20 protein-coding genes are annotated in these 22,304 nt (G+C 74.4%); 7 read left to right on the top strand and 13 right to left on the bottom strand.

The window, feature by feature from the left end:
• The first annotated feature begins 58 nt into the window (after positions 1–58).
• The 4 genes from ACFY30_RS28635 (at position 59) to ACFY30_RS28650 (ending at position 3,174) form a co-directional block, all read left to right on the top strand.
• Entirely contained in the window at positions 59–874 is an 816-nt protein-coding gene (locus ACFY30_RS28635; protein ID WP_390848036.1) for a universal stress protein, read from the top strand.
• A 94-nt stretch (positions 875–968) separates the two neighbouring features.
• Positions 969–1,274: a DUF1876 domain-containing protein gene (locus ACFY30_RS28640; RefSeq protein ID WP_390848037.1), complete on the top strand. Its 306-nt coding sequence runs from the start codon at positions 969–971 to the stop codon at positions 1,272–1,274.
• A 47-nt stretch (positions 1,275–1,321) separates the two neighbouring features.
• On the top strand, positions 1,322–2,221 hold the full coding sequence (locus ACFY30_RS28645) for a DUF1918 domain-containing protein (protein ID WP_390848038.1): 900 nt from the start codon (positions 1,322–1,324) through the stop codon (positions 2,219–2,221).
• A gap of 95 nt (positions 2,222–2,316) precedes the next feature.
• The gene (locus ACFY30_RS28650; RefSeq protein WP_390848111.1) at positions 2,317–3,174 is read left to right on the top strand and encodes a universal stress protein; all 858 of its coding nucleotides are present in this window, start codon (positions 2,317–2,319) and stop codon (positions 3,172–3,174) included.
• Between the two features lie 27 nt (positions 3,175–3,201).
• Here the strand turns inward: ACFY30_RS28650 and ACFY30_RS28655 are convergent, their stop codons facing one another.
• The 7 genes from ACFY30_RS28655 to ACFY30_RS28685 all read right to left on the bottom strand — a co-directional run bounded on the left by ACFY30_RS28655 (position 3,202) and on the right by ACFY30_RS28685 (position 9,923).
• The gene (locus ACFY30_RS28655; RefSeq protein ID WP_390848040.1) at positions 3,202–3,867 is read right to left on the bottom strand and encodes a DUF4389 domain-containing protein; all 666 of its coding nucleotides are present in this window, start codon (positions 3,865–3,867) and stop codon (positions 3,202–3,204) included.
• A 21-nt stretch (positions 3,868–3,888) separates the two neighbouring features.
• Positions 3,889–4,590: a CBS domain-containing protein gene (locus ACFY30_RS28660; protein WP_390848041.1), complete on the bottom strand. Its 702-nt coding sequence runs from the start codon at positions 4,588–4,590 to the stop codon at positions 3,889–3,891.
• Between the two features lie 283 nt (positions 4,591–4,873).
• Entirely contained in the window at positions 4,874–5,737 is an 864-nt protein-coding gene (locus tag ACFY30_RS28665) for an oxaloacetate decarboxylase (RefSeq protein WP_390848042.1), read from the bottom strand.
• A 166-nt stretch (positions 5,738–5,903) separates the two neighbouring features.
• A complete protein-coding gene (locus tag ACFY30_RS28670; protein WP_390848043.1) occupies positions 5,904–6,776 on the bottom strand; it encodes a potassium channel family protein in 873 nt (290 codons plus the stop codon).
• A 111-nt stretch (positions 6,777–6,887) separates the two neighbouring features.
• Entirely contained in the window at positions 6,888–7,865 is a 978-nt protein-coding gene (locus tag ACFY30_RS28675; RefSeq protein WP_390848044.1) for a pyridoxamine 5'-phosphate oxidase family protein, read from the bottom strand.
• A 15-nt stretch (positions 7,866–7,880) separates the two neighbouring features.
• Positions 7,881–9,293, bottom strand: a complete 1,413-nt coding sequence (locus ACFY30_RS28680) for a nicotinate phosphoribosyltransferase (protein WP_390848045.1) — start codon at positions 9,291–9,293, stop codon at positions 7,881–7,883.
• Positions 9,294–9,329: 36 nt separating this feature from the next.
• Entirely contained in the window at positions 9,330–9,923 is a 594-nt protein-coding gene (locus tag ACFY30_RS28685; RefSeq protein WP_390848046.1) for a hypothetical protein, read from the bottom strand.
• Between the two features lie 374 nt (positions 9,924–10,297).
• On the opposite strand from ACFY30_RS28685, the gene ACFY30_RS28690 reads away from it, so the two are divergent.
• Positions 10,298–11,839: an AAA family ATPase gene (locus ACFY30_RS28690; RefSeq protein ID WP_390848047.1), complete on the top strand. Its 1,542-nt coding sequence runs from the start codon at positions 10,298–10,300 to the stop codon at positions 11,837–11,839.
• Between the two features lie 112 nt (positions 11,840–11,951).
• Here ACFY30_RS28690 and ACFY30_RS28695 read toward each other — a convergent pair whose 3' ends face one another.
• From ACFY30_RS28695 to ACFY30_RS28710, 4 genes are all read right to left on the bottom strand, one after another.
• Positions 11,952–12,608, bottom strand: coding sequence for a potassium channel family protein (locus ACFY30_RS28695; protein ID WP_390848048.1), 657 nt, complete (start codon positions 12,606–12,608; stop codon positions 11,952–11,954).
• Positions 12,605–13,264, bottom strand: coding sequence for a potassium channel family protein (locus ACFY30_RS28700; protein WP_390848049.1), 660 nt, complete (start codon positions 13,262–13,264; stop codon positions 12,605–12,607). The genes ACFY30_RS28695 and ACFY30_RS28700 overlap by 4 nt, the downstream gene beginning before the upstream one ends.
• On the bottom strand, positions 13,261–16,056 hold the full coding sequence (locus ACFY30_RS28705; protein WP_390848050.1) for a cation-translocating P-type ATPase: 2,796 nt from the start codon (positions 16,054–16,056) through the stop codon (positions 13,261–13,263). Before ACFY30_RS28705 ends, ACFY30_RS28700 begins: the two co-directional genes overlap by 4 nt.
• Positions 16,057–16,865: 809 nt before the next feature.
• Positions 16,866–17,708 (bottom strand): ATP-binding protein, encoded by an 843-nt coding sequence (locus ACFY30_RS28710; RefSeq protein WP_390848051.1) that lies wholly within the window; start codon positions 17,706–17,708, stop codon positions 16,866–16,868.
• A gap of 11 nt (positions 17,709–17,719) precedes the next feature.
• Between ACFY30_RS28710 and ACFY30_RS28715 the strand changes: the two genes are divergently transcribed.
• Positions 17,720–19,045, top strand: a complete 1,326-nt coding sequence (locus ACFY30_RS28715; RefSeq protein ID WP_390848052.1) for a HupE/UreJ family protein — start codon at positions 17,720–17,722, stop codon at positions 19,043–19,045.
• A gap of 143 nt (positions 19,046–19,188) precedes the next feature.
• Here the strand turns inward: ACFY30_RS28715 and rox are convergent, their stop codons facing one another.
• Entirely contained in the window at positions 19,189–20,616 is a 1,428-nt protein-coding gene (gene rox / locus ACFY30_RS28720) for a rifampin monooxygenase (RefSeq protein WP_390848053.1), read from the bottom strand.
• Between the two features lie 470 nt (positions 20,617–21,086).
• On the opposite strand from rox, the gene ACFY30_RS28725 reads away from it, so the two are divergent.
• Positions 21,087–21,569: a roadblock/LC7 domain-containing protein gene (locus tag ACFY30_RS28725; RefSeq protein WP_390848054.1), complete on the top strand. Its 483-nt coding sequence runs from the start codon at positions 21,087–21,089 to the stop codon at positions 21,567–21,569.
• Positions 21,570–21,595: 26 nt separating this feature from the next.
• Here ACFY30_RS28725 and ACFY30_RS28730 read toward each other — a convergent pair whose 3' ends face one another.
• Positions 21,596–22,147: a hypothetical protein gene (locus ACFY30_RS28730; protein ID WP_390848055.1), complete on the bottom strand. Its 552-nt coding sequence runs from the start codon at positions 22,145–22,147 to the stop codon at positions 21,596–21,598.
• Positions 22,148–22,304 lie beyond the last annotated feature (157 nt).

Genomic DNA, 22,304 nt, shown 5'->3' on the forward strand with positions numbered 1-22,304 from the left:
GTGGTCCCCGGCCCGACGGCGCCGGTGTTCGAAGTCCGCAACGACGGAGGTGGCGGCGGTGACGCTTCCCCTGGTGGCCGGCATCGACGGGTCCGAGGCGAGCCTCGAGGCGGTGGACTGGGCCGCCGAGGAGTCGCTCCGGCACGGCGTGCCGCTCCATCTCGTGCACGCGGCCGTGGCCGGCCACGAGGCGCCGGACCTGATCGACGTCGCCTGGGACCGCGCCCGGCGCGGCACACCGGCCGTACGGCTGTCGAGCGAGGTGGTGCACGAGGACGCGGCTGCCGCCCTGGTCGGCCGCGGGCGCAACGCCTTCGGGCTGGTCCTCGGGTCCCGGGGCCTCGGAGACCTCGCCGGGCTGCTGCTGGGCTCGGTCAGCCTCGCCGTGGCCGCCCACGCGACGTGCCCGGTGGTCGTCGTACGCGGCGGAGCCAAGCACCGTCAGGGCCGGTTCGGCAGCGTCGTCGTGGGCGTCGAGGACGGGGAGGGCAGCGACACCGCGGTGCGGTTCGCGTTCCGTGAGGCCCGCGCGCGGCACTGCCGGCTGGTGGCGGTGCACGCCTGGAGCGCCCCGGTCCCCGGACCGCCGGGCCCGTCCGGGCCCGCGCTCCGGACCCGCCGGCGCCCGCCCGCGCGCGTGCTCGCCGAGGTGCTGGCCGGCCCCTTCGAGCACTACCGGGGGGAGGTCGAGGTGAGCAGTGAGACGGTCGAGGGTCCGGCACGGCGCGCCCTCCTGGACGAGGCGTCCCACGCCGACCTGCTCATCGTCGGAGCACGCCGGCGCCGCGGGCACGTCGGTCTGCAACTGGGCCTCGTCAACCACGCGGTGCTCCACCACGCGCCGTGCCCGGTCATGGTCGTGCCGAGGATATGAACGGCCCCGCGCAGGCAGACGAGGGACACCCCGGCGCCCCGCTGCCGGACCCCCGACGAACCGCACCCGACGTACCGACGTGAGGAGCACAACGATGCCGCATACCGTGGAGTGGACGGTGCGTCTCTTCCTCTTCGAGGAGGACGACGACACCAAGGCACGCGTGGTGCTGAACACCGGCACCACGGAACTCACCGGCCACGGCGCCGCGCACCGCAACCCCGCCGACCCGGACGTCCCGGAGATCGGCGACGAACTGGCGGCGGGCCGCGCCCTGCACGACCTCGGCCGGCAACTCGTGGAGGTCGCCGGCCGTGACATAGAAGCGATCAACCCGCCCGCGAACGGGCGCACCGCCGGTCCGGGCACCGGCTGGCCGATGCCGGAGCAGACACCGTGAGCATGAGCGCCCACACGCCGGCGGCATCCTGAGGAACGGTGGCGATCATGCGAGCTCAACTCGGCGACCGGCTCGTGGTCGAGCGCCCGGGCACCGGTGCCCCCAGGCGCGACGGCGAGATCGTGGGGCTCCATCACCCGGACGGTTCCCCGCCCTACGACGTGCGCTGGTCGGACACGGACGAGGTGACGCTCGTCTTCCCCGGGCCGGACGCGCACATCCGTCATCCCGCTCACGAGGCCCCCGGCACCCCCGGGGACCAGGGCGGCACCGGGGCCCACGGCACCCTGACCGGCCGGACCCCCAACCCCGGCGACGTCGGCCGGCGCGTCGCCGCCGAGCGCGCCCGCCGCGGGCTGTCCCGGGAGGAGACGGCCCGCCGCGCCGGAATGGCACCGGAATATCTCGCCTACCTCGAGGAACAGCCCTCGGACCCCACGGTGGCCACCCTCATCAAGCTGTCCGACGCGCTGGGCACCAGCGTCACGGCCCTGCGCGGGGGCGGCGGCGATCTGCCGCCCGGCCAGGGCACGGCCCTCCTGCGCCCGCGCCTGCGCGACCTCGGTCCCGAGGAGTGCCGGGCCCGCCTCGGCACGCACGGGGTCGGACGCGTCGCCGTCTCGGCACCGGACGGCCCGGCGGTCGTCCCGGTCAACTACGACGTCGTCGACGACGCGGTCGTCTTCAGGACGGCCCCCGACTCGGCCCCCGCCTCGGCCGTCGGGACGGAGGTCGCCTTCGAGGTCGACCATGTGGACGAGACCATGCGCCAGGGCTGGAGCGTCCTCGTCGTCGGCCCGGCCCGCGCGGTCACCGAACCCGACGCGGTGCGGGAACTGGCCGCCCGCGCCCACACCAGCCCGTGGGCCGGGGGCGAACGGGACCTGTGGGTGTCGATCCGGCCGACGCGCGTCACGGGGCGCCGCGTCCTGCCGGCGGAGGACTAGAACGGGGCCGGCGCACGTGTCGCGAGCGACCAGGGACGGTGCGACGGTAAGGACAGGCAAGTCTCGTGGTGCCGACCAGGAAGGCGGTGGCGACGATGGAACTCCCGCTGGTCGTGGGCGTCGACGGATCGGATTCCAGCTTCGAGGCGGTGGACTGGGCGGCGGACGAGGCGGCGCGCCACGGGCTGCCCCTGCGGCTGCTGTACGCCTCCCTGTGGGAGCGCTACGAGGGCGTCCGCCCGTCCTTCTCCACCGGCCGTCCGTCCGAGGAGGTCATGGCGGAGAACATCGTCGCCTCGTGCGTGGAACGCGCCCGGCGGCGCACCCCGGAGCTGAAGGTGTCGGGCGAGGTCCTGCCCGACGACGCCGTGTCCGTGCTGCTGAACGCGGGCCACGCGTCCTTCGCCCTGGTCACGGGTTCCCGTGGCCGTGGCGAGCTCGCCGGACTGCTGCTGGGGTCGGTCGGCCTCACGGTGGCCGGCCGCGCCGTGTGCCCGGTCGTCGTCGTCCGGGGCGGGCAGCGCAACCGGCAGGGCTCCTACGGCCGTGTCGTGGTCGGCGTCGGCGACTCGCCCGAGGGCTCCGAGGCGGTCCGGTTCGCCTTCGACGAGGCGCGCACGCGCGGCTGCGCCCTGCACGCCGTACGGGCCTGGCGCCGCCCCGCCCGCGCACGCGCCGGTGACGCCGCGGGCGCCGACGAGGAGAGCGCCTCCGCCCTCCTCACCGACTCGCTGCGCGACGCCGTCCGGGACCACCCGGAGGCCGAACTGCACCGCCAGGTGGTCGAGGGCACCGCCCACCGGGTCCTCCTCGACGCCTCGACGGCCGCCGATCTGATCGTCGTCGGCGCCGAGAGGCGGCACGGCCACTTCGGTCTGCAGCTCGGCAGGGCCGCACACACGCTGCTGCACCACGCCGAGTGCCCGGTGGCGGTGGTTCCGCAGCGGGACTGAGCGGACGGCGTCCCGTCGCGGGAGCGGTCAGGGCACCAGCGGGCGGTCGTCCGGCTCGGTGCCGCCCATGTCGAGGCGGAACGGCGGATAGACGTCCGTCATCAGGGAGGTGTAGGCGGCGACCCGCAGCACCCATCGGTTCAGGCCCGTGACCAGGTCGAACAGGTCCCGGGGGTACTTCTCGGTGAACGTCAGGATCACGGCGGCGATCACCGTCAGCACGGCCACCAGCCCGCCGTCCCACCAGCCGAGGTGCCAGCCGCCGACGAAGAAGCCGACGACGATGTAGTGCGGGATGGCCAGCAGCCACCACTTCACCAGGACCAGGCCCCGGGAGAGCCGCTCGGGGTAGGCGATGTCCAGCCGGGCCGGGTAGTCGGGCTCCTCACCCAGGCTGAACGGCGGGTAGCGGTCGGTGGCCAGGGTGCCGTACGAGTAGAAGGCGACCCGCCAGCTCCAGCGCAGCACTCCCAGGTTGAAGTCGAACAGGGCGCGCGGGTAGCGCTCGGTGAACAGGATCGCGAAGAAGGCGATCACGGAGACGACGGTGAAGGCGATCCACAGGAAGAACAGCACGATGCAGTGCGGGATGATCAGGATCCACTTCACCAGCCACAGCCAGCGGGACAGCGGGGCGTCGAGCCGCGCGGTGACCCGGACCGGGCGGTCGGGCAGGGGGGTCGGAGGCGTCATGGCGCTCAGCTCCACTCTCGCTCAGGTGGCCAGTCCGGCGCGGCGTGCCGTGTCGTCGCCCGGCGCCGCGGAGGTGTCGTCCATCCGGTGGTCCAGCCGGGCGGACACGTCGACGACGCCGTCCACCCCCTGGCACAGCCGGACGACGATCGGAACGAGGGACTTGCGCTCGACGGTGCCCGTCAGCGAGACCCGCCCGTCGACGACCCGCACCGTGACCGCGCCGGGGCTGATCCCGAGCGTGCGCAGCAGGACCTCCCCGGTGATCTCCTCGCGCAGGGCGCTGTCTCCCCGCAGGAACACGCGGAGCAGGTCGGCCCTGCTGACCACGCCGACCAGCCTGTCGGTCTCGTCGACCACCGGCAGCCGTTTGACGTGGTGGCGCTCCATGACCTGGGCGGCCTCCACCACGCTCCACTGCGGCCTGGCCGTCACGGCCGGACTGTTCATCAGCCCTTCGGCGGTCGTGGCCGCCGCCTTGGCGCCGGCGGACGGCTCGGGCCGCAGCCCCGGCGGCAGACCGGCCGGATCCAGCTGGGCGGCCTCCTTGCGCAGCAGGTCGGCTTCGGAGACCACGCCCACGACGTGTTCGTCGTCGTCCACGACCGGTACGGCGGTGACGTCGTACTCGGCGAGCAGCTTGGCGATCTCCTTGAAACCGGTGTCCCGGTGCACCCGGACGACCGTGGTGGTCATGAGGTCGCTCACCATCCGGTGCCACATGGTCCCGCCTCCTGATGTCGTGGGCGTTCCTCCTCCTTCCACTCTCCGCCCGGCGCTCGGCGCCCGCATGGGCCGGCCGGCCCCGAACAGGTCCGTTCCGAGGGGGGCCGGACGGCTCCGCGGCTCCCTGACCTCGGGCCATCCGGTCCGCCGAGGAGGACGCGGCGGAGCGGCCCGGTGTCCCCCGAACGGGCCTACGCGCCGCCGCACCGGTCCCGGCGGTGCGGCGGGACCGGGCCTCGGCGGCGGTCGGGGCGACGGACCGGGCCGAGGCGGAGGCAGCTCACAGGCCCACCCGTTCGGGTTCGGCACGCAGGCGCGCGATGTTGCGTTCCAGCAGGGCGGTCGCGGCGCGCACCCCCACACCGCGGGCCCCGTCGATCTCGGGCAGGCGGCCGTCGGCCCGCTTGAGGCCGGCCAGCGCGGAGTCGATCGCCTCGTGCGCCGCGAACAGACACGGGGTGCTGTAGACCGCCACGTCGACGCCGAGTTCGGTCAGCTCGCCCAGCGACAGCCGGGGTGACTTGCCTCCGGCGATCTGGTTGAACAGCAGCGGTTTGTCGCCGACGACGGCACGGATCCGGCGGATCCACTCGACGCTGCGCACCCCGTCGACGAGGACCACGTCCGCGTCGGTGGCGGCCAGCGTCCCGGCACGGTGCAGGATGTCGTGCTCGTCGGTGGCGTCGGTGCGGGCCACGACGACCAGGTCGCGCCGGGTGCGCAGCACCATCTCCAGCTTGGCGAGGTACTCGTCCAGCGGCAGCACCTGCTTGCCGTCGGCGTGGCCGCAGCGGCGCGGCCGCTTCTGGTCCTCCAGGATCACGCCCGAGGCCCCGATCCGCTCCAGGCCCTCCACCACGTGGCAGGCGACCTCCGGATCGACGTACCCGTCGTCGATGTCCACCAGCAGGTGGTGCCGCGGGAAGGCGCCGCGCAGGCGCTGGACGAACGCCACCATGTCCGGCCAGGCGATGAACCCGATGTCCGGCAGTCCGTAGTACGAGGCCGCGAATCCGAACCCGGAGACGAACAACCCGTCGTAGTGCTCGGCCGCGATCGACGCCGAGTACATGTCGTGGACGCCGATCAGCGGGGTCGTCCCCGGGCTGACGATCTGTTCCCGCAGCTTGTTGCCGTGGCTCAACGTCCTGCTCCTCCCCTGAGGCCTGGGCTTGGACACCGTGCGCGGGAACGCCGTGCCGACACGGGGGACCTGCGCCGGGACAAGAGGATTTCGCTGCCGGGACACGGCTTTCTCCCCGCGCCCGCCTCCCTCACTCCAATGGCGCAGCCGGTTCACCGCAGAAACGTCACTGGCCGTCGCGGCCGTGGTCGGCGGCGTACGCGGCGAACACCTCCGCGGGCGCGCCGTCCGTGTGGAGGAACCGCTGGTCGAGGATGGTGGCCAGGTCCTTCAGCGCGCCGTCGAGCAGCGCACCCGCCAGCCGCACCTCGGGCCGCTCCGCCTCCTGCCCGCGCCGGGCGAGCACGGTGGCGTAGCCGACCATGGCCGCCAGCGACGAGTGGTCCTCCCCGTCATGGAAGTAGTACGCCTCCGCGTACTGGGTGAAGTCGATGCGCACGCGTGCGACGTCGGTCGCCAGGCCGTCCAGCAGCAGGGCCCCCGCGGTGCAGTCGATCTGGCGCGTCGTCGGATTCGCGTCGCGCAGCAGCGCCAGCCGGATCGCCAGGACCCTCCTGCGGGTCAGCGCCGGATAGATCTCCAGCACCCAGGAGACGGTGGCCGTCAGGAGCGCGAAGCCGATGAGGGCCTCCAGCGGTGAGACCAGTCGGAGCCAGCCCTCGTCGGGCGCGATGTCGCCCAGCCCCAGGGTGGCCACGGTGACGAGCGACAGATACAGGGAGTCGAGCAGCGCCGGCTCCTGCGCCGCCTTGGAGCCGGGGGAGAAGGTGAACGCTCCCGGCATGTGGGGCCAGTACACGATCGCCCAGCCGAGGACGACCGTGACGGTCCACATGCCCACGACCGTGACCATGGCGAGCGGCCCGACGAGCCCGACCACCCGCCCGGGCGCACGGAAACGCCGCGCGAGTCGCCACAGCGCCGTCATCACCAGGCGGCTCAGACCGCCGTGGCGGGTGGGGTGCCAGAGCGTGTGGAACAGGTCCCGCAGGGTGATCATGACAAGCCCGGCACCGACCAGCGAGACCAGCCACTTCATCCACGTCTCCCACGGCCTGTCGCGTGCAAGGGAACCCGCTTCCGGAGCCCAGGCCCCGTGCGGCCCGGCGGCGGGAACGGGGGCGGTGGGAACGGGTGGCGGCCGCCGGTGTCATTCGTCCGCCGGGGAGATGCGGCGGCCCGTGAGGTGGGCGGGCCGGATCGCCACCCACATCTCCCGTGCTCCGCCCGCCCAGGGCGTGGTGTGGGCCCGTTCGGTGAGCCTGCGTACGGCGTCCGGCTCCGTCACGGCGCTCGCGGGGCCGACGGCCAGGACACTCCAGCCCTGACTCGACGCCTCGTCCAGGTGGTCGACCTCGAAGGCGACCTCGGATCCGACCGCTGCCGAGGGCGTGGAGCCCGGCGCGGTCCGGAACACGATCGCGTCGTCGACGACCTCGTAGTTGACCGGGACGACCGCCGGCCGGCCGTCGGCCGCGGACACCGCGACCCGCCCCACGCCGTGGGTGGAGAGCAGGGCGCGGCACTCCTGCGGGCCGAGGTCCCGCAGCCGGGGACGCCGAAGCGCCCGGCCCTGGCCGGGCGGCACGTCCGCTCCGCCTCCGCGCAGGGCGGTGACGGTGGTGCCCAGCGCGTCGGCGAGCCTGACGAGGGTCGCCGCACTCGGGTCGGCGGGCCGTTCCTCCAGGTACGCGAGGTAGCCGGCGGACATCCGCGCCCGGTGGGCCGTCTCCTCACGGCTGAGGCCCAGCCTGTGGCGTTCGGCGGCCACCCGGCGGCCGATGTCACCGTGGCGGAGCGTCCCGGGCGTCGCGGGCGTCCCGGATGCCGCGGGTGTCCCGGATGCGGCGGGTGTCCCGGGCGGCTGTGCGGCCGTGGGCCCGGTCCCCGCCGTGTGCCCGCCCGCCGCCGAAGGGTCGTGCGCGGTCCCGGCGTGCCCGTGTTCGAGATGGCGGATGTGCGCGTCGGGCCCGGGGAACACGAGCGTCACCTCGTCCGTGTCCGACCAGCGCACGTCGTAAGGAGGCGTTCCGTCCTCGTGATGGAGCCCGACGATCTCCCCGTCGCGCCTGGCGGCGTCGGTCTTCGTGCTTTCGATGACGAGTTGATCGCCGAGGTGAGCTCGCATGACGCCTCCCGCTCCTCAGGGTGGTGCTGTATCCAACGTGCCACGCGCGACCGGCGGCCGCACGGGGCCGCCGTCCGGCGGGGCCGGGGACGGTGCGGCGCGGTCCGGCAGCCGCTCCTCGATACGGCGCCGGACACGGGCGGTGAGCGCGCTCAGCCGCTCCGAGGACGTCGCACGGGGCGCGACGGGCGCGCGGATCCTGCGGGCGGCCGGGGGCAGCAGGTCCAGGTCCGAGGCGAGTCTCTCCCGGCACTCGGCGAGCGTGGCCCGGGGGCGGGTGCGCCGCCCGTCGCGCATCACCGTCTCCAGGAGCGGAACCCCGTCCTCGGGGGGCCGCTCGGTCAGGAGACCGATCACGTCGGCGCAGCCGGGGCGGCGGAACACCTGTTTGCGGCCGGGCGCCGTCACCTTCGCCGACGAGAGCTTCATCACCGGGTGGCCGTCGAACTCCACCAGCTTGTACGCGGAGTCCAGGTAGGGCGCGTCGGCCGACACCCCGACGCGGGTGCCCACGGCGTACGTGTCGATCGGCGCCCCGGAGCGGACCAGGTCGTCCACGGCGTACTCGTCGAGACCGCCGCTGGCGACGATCCGCACGTCCGGCAGTCCCGCGTCGTCGAGGATCGCGCGCGCCCGTGCCGCCAGGTCGCCGAGGTCGCCGCTGTCCAGCCGTACGGCGGAGCCGGGCCCGCGGTCCAGGTCCCGCAGGACGCGTGCCGCGACCCGCACGCCCTCCTCCGTGTCGTAGGTGTCCACCAGCAGGGTCACCGGTCCGGGGTGGGACCGGGCGAACGCGCGGAACGCGTCCTCCTCCGTGGCGAACACCTCCACGAAGGAGTGGGCCATCGTGCCGACGGCGGGGATGCCCTCGGCGGTGGCCGCCGCCACGTTGCTGGTCCCGGCGAAGCCGGCCATCGCCCCCAGACGGGCCGCCTGGAAGCCCGCCTGCGGGCCGTGGGTACGCCGCAGGGCGAAGTCGACGACCGGGTGACCGGCCGCCGCGAGCACGCAGCGCACGGCCTTGGAGGCGATCGTCGTCTGGTGGCTGAGCCGGTTGAGCACGTACGTCTCGGCCAACTGGGCCTGCGGAAGCGGTGCGGTCACCTCCAGCAGCGGCTCACCCGCGAGCACGATCCGCCCCTCCGGTACCGCGCGCACCTGGCCGGTGAACGTCAGGCCGAGCAGGGGTTCCAGGTCCCCTGACGGCCGGTGCAGCGCGGAGGCGAAGGCGTCGACGTCCTCCGGGCCGACCTGGAGACCGTCCAGGTAGTCGAGTGCCGACTCGAGACCCGCCGCCACCAGGAAGCCGCGTTCGGGCGGCAGGTCGCGGACGAAGAGGCTGAACGTCGCCGGGCCGGTCGTGCCCTCCCGCAGGTAGCACAGGGCCATCGTGACCTCGTACAGGTCGGTGGTCATGGCGTCCGACATCGGTGTCACCTCCCGGTTTGCGGCCGGTCCTGTCCGTCACCGGTGGAAGCGGGCCGACCACTGGGGCTCGACCAGCTCCCACTCGGCGTCCCACCGCGCGTACCGTCTCCGGTCCAGGGCCAGGCGCGTGCCCGCCCAGGCCGCGTAGGCCCCGGCGGCCACGCCGAACGCCGCCATGCCGCCCACCAGCCAGCCGGTGGTCGTCGCGTTGAGCGTGCTCACCGGCGCGGTGGTGACGGTTCCGTCCCGGTCCACCCACACCCGCACCGCGGTGCCCGCGGGGGTGCCCGGCTTCACCAGGGCCGCTCCGGTGCGCACGGTGCCGTCGGTGTCGGTCCAGCGGACCTGCGCCGGCTGCTTCGCCCAGTCTCCGTCGCTCTTGACGCCCGAGGCCAGCCGGGCCGTGACCTGGTGGCGCTCCGCCGCCTGGGCCCGCACGGTGCGCATCGACGCCCCGTACGCCGCAAGCCCCGCACCGACCGCGGCGGCCGGCAGACCGAGGACCACAACGACGATCAGGACGCGGCGGAACCAGCGTTCGAACCGGTCGGACGGGCGCCGCAGGGAGGCCACGCCCGAGCCGCGCCCCGGCGGCGGACCGGATGTGTACGGCGAACCGTGCGCGCTCATGAATCGGCCTCCAGAGACTCGTCGGCCGTCCCCCGCCGTCTTCTGCTCCCACCGTCGAACGGCAGCGGACCGGAGCACAGGGCCGAAGGTCCCGGCCGGTCCGACTTCCGGCCCGGATCCACGAGGGGACCCCACCCGACCCCTTCCTCCGCGCATGCGCCGAGGAAGGGAATGGGGTACTCCTCGAAGGAGGGAAGCACCGCGCCCGGCATGCCGGCGACGTCCGGACCAGGCAGGTCATCGGACTCGTCACCGTCATCCGCCGTCGCGTCGGGCTTCGTACGAGACGGAGGCCGCCGCCATGGCATCTCACCTCGGTCCTGTCAGCCGGGCCGCCATCCACCACGGACGCCGCCCCGGCGCCCTCGTCCCCCATGACTGAGCCCGGCCACGACGGAGGGCAGCCGCCGCGCGCGGAGGTGTGCGAGACCCATTCCGCGATCGTGTTCTTCGTCGGAGACCGGGCCTACAAGGTCAAGAAGCCGGTGGACCTGGGATTCCTGGACTACACCACACCGGCCGGACGCCGGGCCGCGTGCGCGCGCGAAGTCGCTCTCAACCGCCGCTTCGCCCCCGACGTGTACCTCGGCCTGGGGGAGTTCCGTGGCCCCGGCGCCGAGGCGCCGGAACCCCTCGTGGTGATGCGGCGCATGCCCGCGAACCGGCGCCTGTCCCGCCTGGTACGCGAAGGGGAGGCCCTGGACGAGGTCCTCAGGTCCGTCGCCCGGCACCTCGCCGCGTGGCACGCCGACGCGCCCCGCGGTCCCGACGCGGACGCGCAGGGCACGCGGGACGCCCTGTCGTCGCGGTGGGAGGCCGGCTTCGCGCAGGTCCACGCGATGGCGCAGGACGGCCCGGTGCCCGACGGCGTGACCGAGACGGAACGGCTCGTGCGGCGCTATCTCGCCGGCCGCGAGGGGTTGTTCGCCGCCCGCATCGCGCAGGGCCGGGTGGTCGACGGCCACGGCGACCTCCTCGCCGAGGACATCTTCTGCCTCGACGACGGCCCCCGCGTCCTGGACTGCCTGGAGTTCGACGACCGGCTGCGCTGTGTCGACGGCCTCGACGACGCCGCCTTCCTCGCCATGGACCTGGAACGACTCGGCGCTCCCGAGGCCGCCGCGTACTTCCTCGCGCGGTACGGCGAATACTCCGGGGACCCCGCGCCCCCGTCCCTGTGGCACCACTACGTCGCCTACCGCGCGTTCGTCCGCGCCAAGGTCTCCCTGATCCAGGCCCGCCAGGGCGCGCCCGGCGCGGAGACCGAGGCACGCCGGCTGGTCTCGACGACGCTGCGCCATCTGCGCACCTCAGCCGTCTGCCTGACCCTGGTCGGCGGGCTGCCGGGCAGCGGGAAGTCCACCCTCTCCGGCGCGCTGGCCGACCGCCTGGGGGTCACCCTGCTCAGCAGCGACCGCCTCCGCAAGGAACTGGCGGGCGTGCCCCCGGAGCGGTCCGCGGCGGCCGGCTACGGCGAGGGGCTGTACACGGCCGAGTGGACGGCGAGGACCTACGCCGCCCTCCTCGACCGGGCTGCCGCCCTGCTGTCCGCGGGCGAGTCCGTCGTCCTGGACGCCACCTGGTCCGACCCCGCGCAGCGTGCGGCGGCACGGCGCGTGGCCGAACGCACCTGCTCGGACCTGGTGGCCCTGCACTGCCACGTGCCCCACGACGTGTCGGCGGCCCGCCTGAGCGCGCGCGCCTCCGCCTCCGGCGCTTCCGCATCCGGCAACTCCGACGCCGACCTCGGCATAGCCACCGCCATGGCGGCCCGGGAACCCCGGTGGCCGGAGGCGGTGGCCGTCGACACCAGCGGCCCGCTGGAGTCCGCGGTCGCCCGCGGACTGGCGGCCGTACGACCCTGGGGAACCGGCCGGGCCCCGGTCTTCCGCCGCCCCTACGGGGAGCCGGACTGACGGCCGGCGCGGCAACGAGCGGTGGGCGGTGGGCGATGGGCGGGTGGCCCGGCGCACCGGGCCGTGGCCGGCACCGGAACCCGTGCACCGGAACCCGTGCACCGGAACCCGTTCACTGGAACGCGGCGTGGATCTCCTGCTCGGTCGCGGTGTGCGAGACGAGCAGGATCTCGTCTCCTGGGCGGAGCCGGACCGCGGGGTCCGGCACGGTCGGCTGCCCGTCACGGACGATCGTGGCGACGACCGTCCCCTCGGGCAGCCGGACGTCGCCCAGGGCCAGGCCCGCCGTCCTGGACCGCGGTGTGATGGCCGTTTCGATGACGTCGACGCCGGCCTTGCTGAGCCGCAGCAGGGCGACCGTGTCGGTGGCCCCGGTGGCCTCCTCGATGAGGGAGATCAGCGGGGTGGCGGCGGGGACGGCGACGTCCACGCCCCAGCGCTCGTCGAACAGCCAGGCGTTGTCGGCGTCGTTGAACCGCGCCGCCACGCGGGGCACCGAGAACTGCCGTTTGGCGAGCAGGCTGATGACGAGGTTGTCCTCGTCCTCCCCGGTGGCGGCGATGACGAGGTCGGCGGTCAGGGCCCCGGCGTGTTCCAGGAGGGCCGGTTCGCAGGCGTCGCCGGCCACCAGCCGCACCGGGACGCGGTTGCGGAGCTCGGCGACGCGGTCGTCGTCGATGTCGATCAGCGTGACCTCGTTGCGGGCCGCGGAGAGCACCTGGGCGATCTGGGTGCCGAGCCGCCCCGCTCCGGCGATGAGCACGTTCACGTCCCCAGCTCCTTGTCGAGAAAGCCGCGCAGCCTGCCGAGCGCGGTGGCGGCGACGGCGAAGGTGACCACGTCGTCCGCCTGGGCGGAGGTGCCGTGCGCCGGGATCAGTGAGCGGCCCGCACGGGTGACCTCGACGACGCGGATCTCCCCGTCGACCTCGAACTCGGCCAGCCGCCGTCCGATGAGGTAGTCGGGTACCTCGGAGCGGACGAGCACCGTCTCCCCGTTGCCGAAACCGAGCTCGGGGCTCAGATGGCGGTGCAGCAGCATCTGGTGGATGCGGTGCACGGTCCAGCGGACGCTGGCGATGGTGGGGATGCCGAGTTCGCGGTAGATGTCGGCACGCCGTGGGTCGTAGATCCGGGCGAGGACGATCGGCACCCGGTAGGTCTCCCGCGCGGTGCGCGCGCTGACGATGTTGCTGTTGTCCCCGGAGGTGACGGCGACGAAGGCGTCCGCGTGCTCGACACCGGCGGCCTCCAGCACGGAGCGGCTGTAGCCGTTGCCCTCGTGGAAACGGATGCGGGGGCTGTCGGGCAGCCGCCGGGCCGCCTTGGGACGCCGGTCGACGACCTGCACGTCGTGCCCTTCGGAGGCGAGCAGACCGGCGAGGGTGGCCCCCACACGTCCGCAGCCGACGACGATCACCTTCACCGTGGGGCTCCTTTCCGGCGGTCGGCGCGGCGGCGCAGCCACCCCTTGCGTACCTCGTCCGCGATCAGGGGGAGGGTTCCGAGCCCGGCAAGCAGCGCCCAGTCGGCGGCGTCGAGCGGGGCGGTGTTGAAGACGGCCTGCAGCAAAGGCACGTAGCTGATCGCCGCCATGAGGGCGACGCCGAAGCCGCCCGCCGCCAGCAGGGCCGGATTGGACAGCAGCCCCACCTTCAGCAGGCTCTGCCGGTCGGTGCGGACCGCGAGCGCGTTGAAGAACTGGCTGAGCACGATCCCCGCCTGGACCATGGTGATCGCCTCCCGGTAGACGGGCGTGTCCTTGGTGAAGTCGTCGAACGGGATGCCCGAGGACCCGATGTGCCAGAAGAAGACGGCGGTGACGCAGAGCGCCTGGATGCCGCCGAGGAACAGGATCCGTCCCACCACGGAGGCTGAGAACAGCCGTTCCCGGCGCGAGCGCGGCGGGCGCTCCATCACGTCGGGCTCCGGGGGTTCGGCCCCGAGGGCCAGGGCGGGCAGTACGTCGGAGCCCAGGTCGATCGCCAGGATCTGCACCGCGCTGATGGGCACCAGCGGGAAACCGGCGAAGGTCGCCGCCAGGATCGGGACCAGCTCCCCGATGTTGTGACTGAACAGGTAGACGAGGAACTTGCGGATGTTCTGGTAGACCGCCCGGCCGAGCCGCACCGCCGCGGCGATCGAGGCGAACGAGTCGTCCAGCAGCACCATCGAGGCCGCCTCCCGGGCCACGTCGGTGCCCGAGGCCCCCATCGCCACCCCGATGTCCGCGTGCTTGAGCGCCGGGGCGTCGTTCGCGCCGTCCCCGGTGACCGCCACCACCTCGCCCCGCCGCTGGAAGGCGGTGACCACGCGCATCTTGTGCTCCGGGCTGACCCGGCACAGCAGCAGCTCGGACGGCTCGGCCAGCAGCGCGTCGAGCGCCTGTTCGTCCATCGCGTCGAGCCGGGCGCCCGTCACCACGACGGGATGCGGCCCGCGTACGATCCCGACCCGCCGGGCCACGGCCTCCCCGGTGAGCGGGTGGTCGCCGGTGACCATGACGATCCGGATGCCGGCCCGGCGGCAGGCGGCGACCGCGTCGGTGACCTCCGGCCGCGGCGGGTCCAGCATGCCGACCAGTCCCAGGAGCGTGAGCGAGGACTCGGCCTCGTCCTGTGCGGGGCGGGGCCCGTCCAGTTCCCGGCGCGCGACGGCGAGCACCCGCAGCCCCTGCGACGCCAGCGCGTCACCCGCGGCCAGGACCGCCGCCCGGTCCGGCTCGGTCAGCGGCCCGTCCCGCCCCTCCCACTCCACCTCGGCGCAGCGCGCCAGCAGCTCGGCAGGCGCGCCCTTGACGCACGCCTGGTAGCCCGTGCCGCTCTTGTGCACCGTGGTCATCAGCTTGCGGTCCGAGTCGAACGGAAACTCGGTCACACGCGGAGCCGCCGCCTCCTCCGCGCCCGGGTCGAGACCGGCCTTGGCCGCCACCACGAGCAGCGCGCCCTCCGTGGTGTCGCCGAGCACCCGCCAGTGCCGGCCGCCCTCGGGCGGTACGAGACGGGCGTTGCAGCACAGGCCCGCCACCCGCAGCAGTTCGCGCACCGGCGCCGCGTCGGCGACCTCCCCTTCCGGGGCGTAGCCGACACCCGTCACCGTGTGCGCCGCGCCCCCCGCCCACACCCGGGTGACGGTCATCTCGGCCCGGGTGAGCGTCCCGGTCTTGTCGGTGCACACCACCGTGGTCGACCCGAGCGCCTCCACGGCCAGCAGCTGCTTGATCAGAGCGCGGCGGCGCGCCATCCGCCGGACACCGATCGCCAGGGACACCGAGAGGGTGGCGGGCAGCCCTTCCGGCACCATCGCCACCATGACCCCCAGCGCGAACACGAACAGGGGCACCACGGACTCGCCGGTGGGGAGCCGTACGGCGAACATCAGGGCGCCGATCGCCAGGGCCGCTCCCGCCACCCGCCGCGCCATCGACGCCACCTGGAGCTGCAGCGGGGTCTTCTGCCGCGGGGCCGCCGCGGCCAGCCGGTAGATCCGCCCGAACTCGGTCGCCGCACCCGTGGCACAGACCACCGCCCGGCCGGATCCGGCGACCACGTCGGTTCCCATGAACACGCAGTTGCGGGCCTCCAGCGGCGGCCCGGCCGCCACCGGATCGGCGGTACGGCCCACGGCGTTGCTCTCGCCGGTCAGCGGCGCGTTGTTCACCGCCAGCTCGTGCGCCTCCACCACCCGGCAGTCCGCCGACACGGCGTCCCCGGCCTCCAGCACCACCACGTCGCCCGGCACCAGCTCCCGGGCGGGCACCTCCCGCCGCTCACCGCCGCGCAGCACCCGGCACGCGTGCGGCACCATCGCCTCCAGCGCCTGGGCCGTCCGCTCGGCCGAGTACTCCTGCGCGAAGCCGATGACGGCGTTCAGCACCACGACGCCCAGGATCGCCATCGCGAGCTGCAGGGTGCCGACGTCACGCGGCTCCTGAAGCTCGTACGCCAGAAAGGTGATCCCGGACGCGACGATCAGCAGGACCGCGAACAGGTCCGTGAACTGCGCCCCCAGCTGCCGCCATACGGCGCGGCCCTTCGTACGGGGCAGTTCGTTGGGCCCGTACCGCTCCAGCTCCGCCCGCGCCCGTTCCGCCGACAGGCCGCGCCGCGAGGTGTCCAGCGCGGTGAAGACATCGGCCGCGGCGAGCTCCCGCACCGCGGGAGGCGGACCGGAGCCGGACGCGGCGCCGTCCGCCCCGTCCGCCTCTGCGCGCGTCACCGGCGGGTCCGTACGAGCGCGCATCACACGCACCCGTACGGTGCCCCGACGGCCGGCTCCCGCCGAAGCGGGCGAAGGGCGCGGAGGGCCTTGCGTGAGGTTTCCATCACGGACTCCAGTGCGTTCGGCGGCCGGCCCGCCGGTGCGCCGCCCTCGAACGGGGGCGTCCCCCCATAGTGCGACGGACCGGACGAGCCCACCAGGGCCGTCCGGGGCAGACCCCCGGCCGTCCGGCGCCTCCTCACACAGGCCCGCCCGAATACCGCCGGGGCCTGCTTCCCCCTCCAGCGGGCGGACCCCTCCGGGGCGGGGGCTCCCGTACCGCCCACCTCGGCCGGCCCCGCTCACGACGATTCCGGCCACTGCGCGGATACGGAATGCCTCCTGCCGCCGCGTGGAGCGCACGGCCGGAAGCCGGGGGAGGGGCCCCTGTCGCGCCGCCGATCCCGGCCCGCGTCCTGCCCGGGGGCGTCTCCCCGGGCTGGCGGTTCGACGGTGCCGAGCGAGGTCCCAGCCGCGCCCGCGGTGGTGGCACGGCCTGTGACCGGGGGACGGGAGGCCGGACCCGGGGTGTCTTCCCGGCCGGCGGGCCGGCGGGCCGAGTGAGGTCCGAGCCGCGCCCGTGGTGGTGGTACGGCCTGTGGCCGGGGGACGGGAGGCCGGACCCGGGGCGTCTTCCCGGCCGGCGGGCCGGTGGGCCGAGTGAGGTCCCAGCTGTGCCTGTGGTGGTGGCACGGCCTGTGACCGGGGGACGGGAGGCCGGACCCGGGGCCGTCACGCGGGGCCGGAGCTCGGGGTCCGCCGGGCCGTCACCCGGTGCCGGAACCCGGCAGGAGGCGTGACGGGGCCACGCTGAAGCCGATCGAGGTTCCGCCGCCGGGGCGGGCGCCCGCTCGCACGGTTCCGCCGTGGGCCTCGGCGACGTCGCGGACGATGGCCAGGCCGAGCCCCGATCCGGGCAGGCCACGGGCGGACTCGGCCCGGTAGAACCGGTCGAACACCCGGGGAAGGTCCTTGGCGCCGATGCCCGGACCCCGGTCGGACACGGTGACCGCTCCCCGGCGGACGCGGATCTCGAGGGGATCGCCGCCGGCGGGGTCGAACTTGGCGGCGTTCTCCAGCAGGTTGCCCACCGCCCGTTCGAGAGCCTGCGGGCGGCCCCGGACCACGGAGCCGTCGGCGTCGACATGGACCAGACGGCCGGTCCGCCGGTACACGCGTCGTCCGGCGCGGCGGGCCACCTCCGCCAGCTCGACCGGCTCCTCGGCTTCCTCGTGGATCCGGGCCAGGGCCAGTTCGACGAGCTGGTCCACCAGGTCACCGAGCTCGCGGGTCTCGCTCTCGACGTCGTCGATGAGCCGCTCGCGCGCGTCCGGGGTCAGCTCGCCGGCCCTGCGCAGCACGGTGGCGTTCGCACGCAGGCTGGTGAGGGGGGTCCGCAGCTCGTGCGCGGCGTCGTGCACCAGCCTCTCCTGAGCCTCGCGGGCGGCGGCGATCCGGCCGAGCATCCTGCCGAACGACGCGGACAGCCGCCCCACTTCGTCCCGCCCGCCCGCCAGCCGGGCACCGTCGAGGACCACCCGGCCGTCCGCGCTGACCTCCTCGGCGACCTCGGCCAGCCGCAGCAGACGCCGGGTGATGCGCCCGGCCACTACGGCTGGGAATGACGGTGCGGGCGACCCACGCCGCGGGCCGGCTGCTGTCCGTGCTCCTGCTCGCGGCAGTCGTGCTGGCCGCCGGCCCCGTGCCGTCGGCCGGCGCCCATCCCATGAGCACCTCCGCCGTGCTCCTCGACGTCCGGGACGACCGGATCGAGGGCGAGGTGCAACTGCCCCTCGACCGGCTGGCGATCGCCGTGCACCGCGAGCTCACCCCGGCGGGCGTGCTGGGCGCCCAGCGGACGTTCCTGCGGCGCTACACCGCCGCGCACATCGCCGCCGCGGGTGACGACGGCACGGCCTGGTCGGTGACGCTCGGCGCCCCGGCCGTCCGTACCGTCGACGCGACCCCGCACCTGGTGTACCCGCTGACGATCCGCCCGCCCGACGGCCGGGTCACCGGCTTCGACCTCGACCACGACGTCGTCGTCGAGGAACTCCTCACCCACCGTGTCATCGTCACCGTCCGGCACGATGCCGACGACGCCAGGACGCTCGGGGTCCTCGACCGGGACACCAGGAGCATCCACGTCCCCGCCGGCGAGGGCACCCGGCAGCGGGGCTTCGTCACCGCCGTGGGCCTGGGGATCGAGCACGTCGGGGAGGGCGCCGACCACCTGCTCTTCCTCCTCATGCTGCTCATCCCGGCCCCGCTGGCGGCGACGGGCGGGAGATGGCGCGCCGCGACGGCGCCGAAGCGGCGGAGCGTCGTCCGCGTCGTGCACGTCGTCTCGGCGTTCGCCGTCGGCCACTCGCTCACGCTGGCCCTGGCGGGCGCGGGGCTGGTCCACGTACCGTCCCGGCCGGTCGAGACGCTGATCGCCTTCTCGATCGCGGTGTCCGCGGTCCACACGGCACGCCCGCTCGTGGCCCGGGGCGAGGTGCTGATCGCCGGCTGCTTCGGGCTCGTCCACGGGCTGGCGTTCGCGGCGGTCATCGGCGACCTGGGGCTGGACCGGGGTTCCCTCGTGACCACGCTCCTGGGCTTCAACCTGGGCATCGAACTGAGCCAGTTGCTGGTGGTCGCGCTGATGATGCCGTCGCTGCTCGTCCTGGCCCGTACCGCCCTCTATCCGGCGTTCCGTGCCGGGACGGCCCTCGTCGGCCTGGTGTTCTCGGTGTCCTGGATGCTCGAACGCGCCGGGCTGACGCCCTCCGACCCGTTCGAAGGCCTCCAGACATGGCTCGTCGGACACCCCCTGCTCGTCGCCGCGTCGACAGCGGCACTCGCCGCCACCGCCCGGCGCCTGGCCCCCCGTCCCCTCGGCGGGGCGGCCCCGCCGCGGGCGACCGGGCACCGCGACCCGGGACCGGGCTGCCGTCGGGCGTGACCCGCAGGAGAACGTCGTCCGGCCCGCGGGTCCCGCGGTGGACCGGCGACGGCACCGCGGACCAGCTGTGGAGCCTCACCACGCGCCGGCCCACGGACTCCTGCGTCCCCGGCCGACGCCGGCGGCCGGGGACACCGGCACGCTCAGCCGGCGGGGGCGCCGAACCACCTGCCCAGACAGGCGAGCAGTTCCTGCTGATCCTCACCGGCCCACGCCACATGGCCGTCCGGTCGCAGCAGCACCGCGGGGACGTCCAGTTCCTCGCTGACGTCGACGACGTGGTCGACGCGGTCCGCCCAGCCCGCCCCCGACAGCCGGCCGGTCCGGTCGAGCAGCAGCCCGCGGCCGCCGTGCATCAGCTCGTAGAGCCGGCCCTGCTTCAGCTTCACGTCCCGCAGCCGCCGGCCGAGCAGCTCGTGGCCCTCGCCGAAGTCGTAGCGGACCCCGACGGCGGTGATCATCCCGGTGACGTACCGGTTCACCTCCTCGAAGTCCATCAGCTTCGAGAACAGCTCGCGCAGCGCGGTCGCACCCGGCTCGGTCCCCAGCAGCGTGATCTGCGCGCGGGTGTTGTCCAGCACGCGGGCACCCACCGGGTGCCGTTCGGCGTGGTAGCTGTCCAGCAGCCCCTCCGGCGCCCAGCCGTCCACCTCGGCGGCCAGCTTCCAGCCGAGGTTGAACGCGTCCTGGATGCCGAGGTTGAGGCCCTGCCCGCCGGTCGGCGGGTGGATGTGGGCCGCGTCTCCGGCCAGCAGCACCCGGCCGACCCGGTAGCGCTCGGCCTGCCGCGTGGCGTCACCGAACCGGGAGAGCCAGCGCGGCGAGTGCACGCCGAAGTCGGTGCCCGCGACGGCCCGCAACTGCCTTGTGAACTCCTCGAGGGTCGTCGGCGCCGTGCGGTCCTCGGCCACCCCTTCGGCGGGCACGACCAGGCGGTACCTCGCGCCCTCGAGGGGCATGGCGCCGAACCGCAGCTGAGTCCTGCGCACTTCCTGGACGACAGCCGCGATCGTCGCCGGGTCCTCGGTCACCTCCATCTCGCCCAGCAGGGTCTCGACCCGGGAGGGCTCACCGGGGAAGCCGACGCCGAGGCTCCTGCGCACCGTGCTGCGGGCCCCGTCGCAGCCGACGAGATAGCGCGAGCGCAGACGCGAGCCGTCCGCCAGTCCGACGGTCACCCCCTCCTCGTCCTGGCTCAGCGCGGTCACCTCGTCACCGCGCCGGATCTCGGCACCGAGTTCGAGGGCCCACTCCTCGAGCAGCCGCTCGGTGACCGGTTGCGGGGTGGCGAGTCCGTACGGGTGAGCCGTGTCCAGCCGCTCCGGCCACGGTTTGGCGATCCCGCCGAAGAGCCCGCCCACCTGGAACTTCTCACTGACCGCGAGGAACCGGTCCAACAGGCCGCGCATGTCCGTCATCTCGACGCTGCGCGCGTGCAGGCCCTGGCCCCGGGACTGCCCGGTCCGCTCGGTCAGCCGCTCCAGCACGACCACGTGCACGCCGTGCAGCCGCAACTCGGCGGCCAGCATCAGGCCGGTCGGCCCGCCGCCGACCACGATCACATCGATCATCAGCCCACCCGTTCCACGACACCGGACCCGGCCCGGGAGCCCCAGGCGTCCCATGAACCAACGCAATTACACATACTGGGCAAATCCGCCATTCCCCCTGTTTCCGTCCTGGGCCGATCATTCTGCGGCACACCCCGGGCCTTGCCGCAAGGCCCCCCGTGCGCTATACGTTGAGAGTGGCAAGGAGCGCTGAGCTCCTTGCCTTTGTCGTTTCGCCAGGAGCTGCTCGCGGCGACCCGTTCGTACGCGCGTCCGTGTCTCGTCGGCCCGACGGCCGCCCAGGCGGGCTCCGTGGGCGTCGATGTCCCCGAGGGCGCTGCATGTTCCAGCGGAAAATGCCGAAGCCGTGTCCCGGGGCCGGTACCTTCCGTAGTCTCGGGGTCACCCGCACGCTTCGGTGTGCGTGAACGACCATGCCCCGCCCCGTAGTTGAACCGCTTCCGCCGCCGGCGCGCCGAAAGGACACGGTCATGGCCGTCGAGGCCGAGGTTCTGAACGAACTGCACCGGCTGCGCGCGCGCATGCCGCAGCTGAGGGGAGCGCTGGCGGCCAGCGCCGACGGGCTCGTCCTGGCCCGGGACATGCCGGACGTCGAGGCGGAGTCGCTGGCGGCGCTCACCGCGGCCGCGCTCGGCGTGGGCCGTCGCATGGCCGACCTCGCGGCCCGCGGCGAGTTCCGCGAACTGCTCGTCCGCGGTGCCGGGGGATACGTGGCGACCTACGCGGCCGGCCCCTCGGCCGTCCTCACGCTGCTCGCCGACGACCGGGTCAACGTCGGCCGCCTCCACCTGGAAGGGCGGCGCAGCGGCACCCGTATCGCCCAACTGGTGGCGGAAGGCTCCCCGGCCGACCCGCCACGCCTCCCCGGGGACCCGCCCGCTCCCACGGTCCGCGGCCGGATCCTGGGCTCCCTGCCCGTGCGTATCCCCCCGCAGTCCCGGCACGAGCCCTGACCACGGGCACCGCCCGCCGGCCGGGTTCAGCCGCCGGTGCCCTCGGCCTCCGCGCGGCCGCGCCGCCTGCCGGCGCCCCGACGACGGGTGCCTGCTCGCTCCGGTCCGGGGCCGGGGGGCGAGGGGGCACTGAAGCCGCCGGGGACGAGACGGGGCGGGGCCACCGTCGGTGGTGTCGCGGGGCCGGGCGGTGACGGACGGCTGCCCTGCGGCTCCCGCTCCGCGTCCCGGGGCGGGGGCGGCGGCGGAACCGCGCGGCTCATCACGCGCGCGTGGGGCATCAACGGGGCGCAGGCGGAGCACACCTCGGTGAGCGTCCACACCTGGCCGACCGCCGGGTCGTGCCGCAGCACGAGCACGACCGAGCCCGCACAGTTGACCCGGGTGCCCTCGTGCAGCGCGCACCGCTGGCGCCGGCACCAGCAGGCGGCGTCGTGGTGCACCGCCGCCGCTCTGGCGTGCGCGGCCACATGGGCCTCGGCGAAGCGGCGCAGGGCCGCGATGTCCCGGGAGCGCGGCGGCATCGCGCACGCCGACGAGCAGGTGACCGAAGCGGTGCGGTCCCGGTGCCCGACCACACGGATCGTCCAGCAGCGGCCCGGGCGTCGGGCCGAGGGGGCGTCAGGGTACGTAAGAGCCAAAGCACATGTCCTTCGTGGGGGGAGGGCGACGAGTCCGGATGGCTCCGGCAACGGCCCGCCGGAAGTGACCTCGTTCACAGCATGCCCGTGCCCG

The sequence above is a fragment of the Streptomyces sp. NPDC000345 genome (assembly GCF_042898825.1).
Classification (GTDB): Bacteria; Actinomycetota; Actinomycetes; order Streptomycetales; family Streptomycetaceae; genus Streptomyces.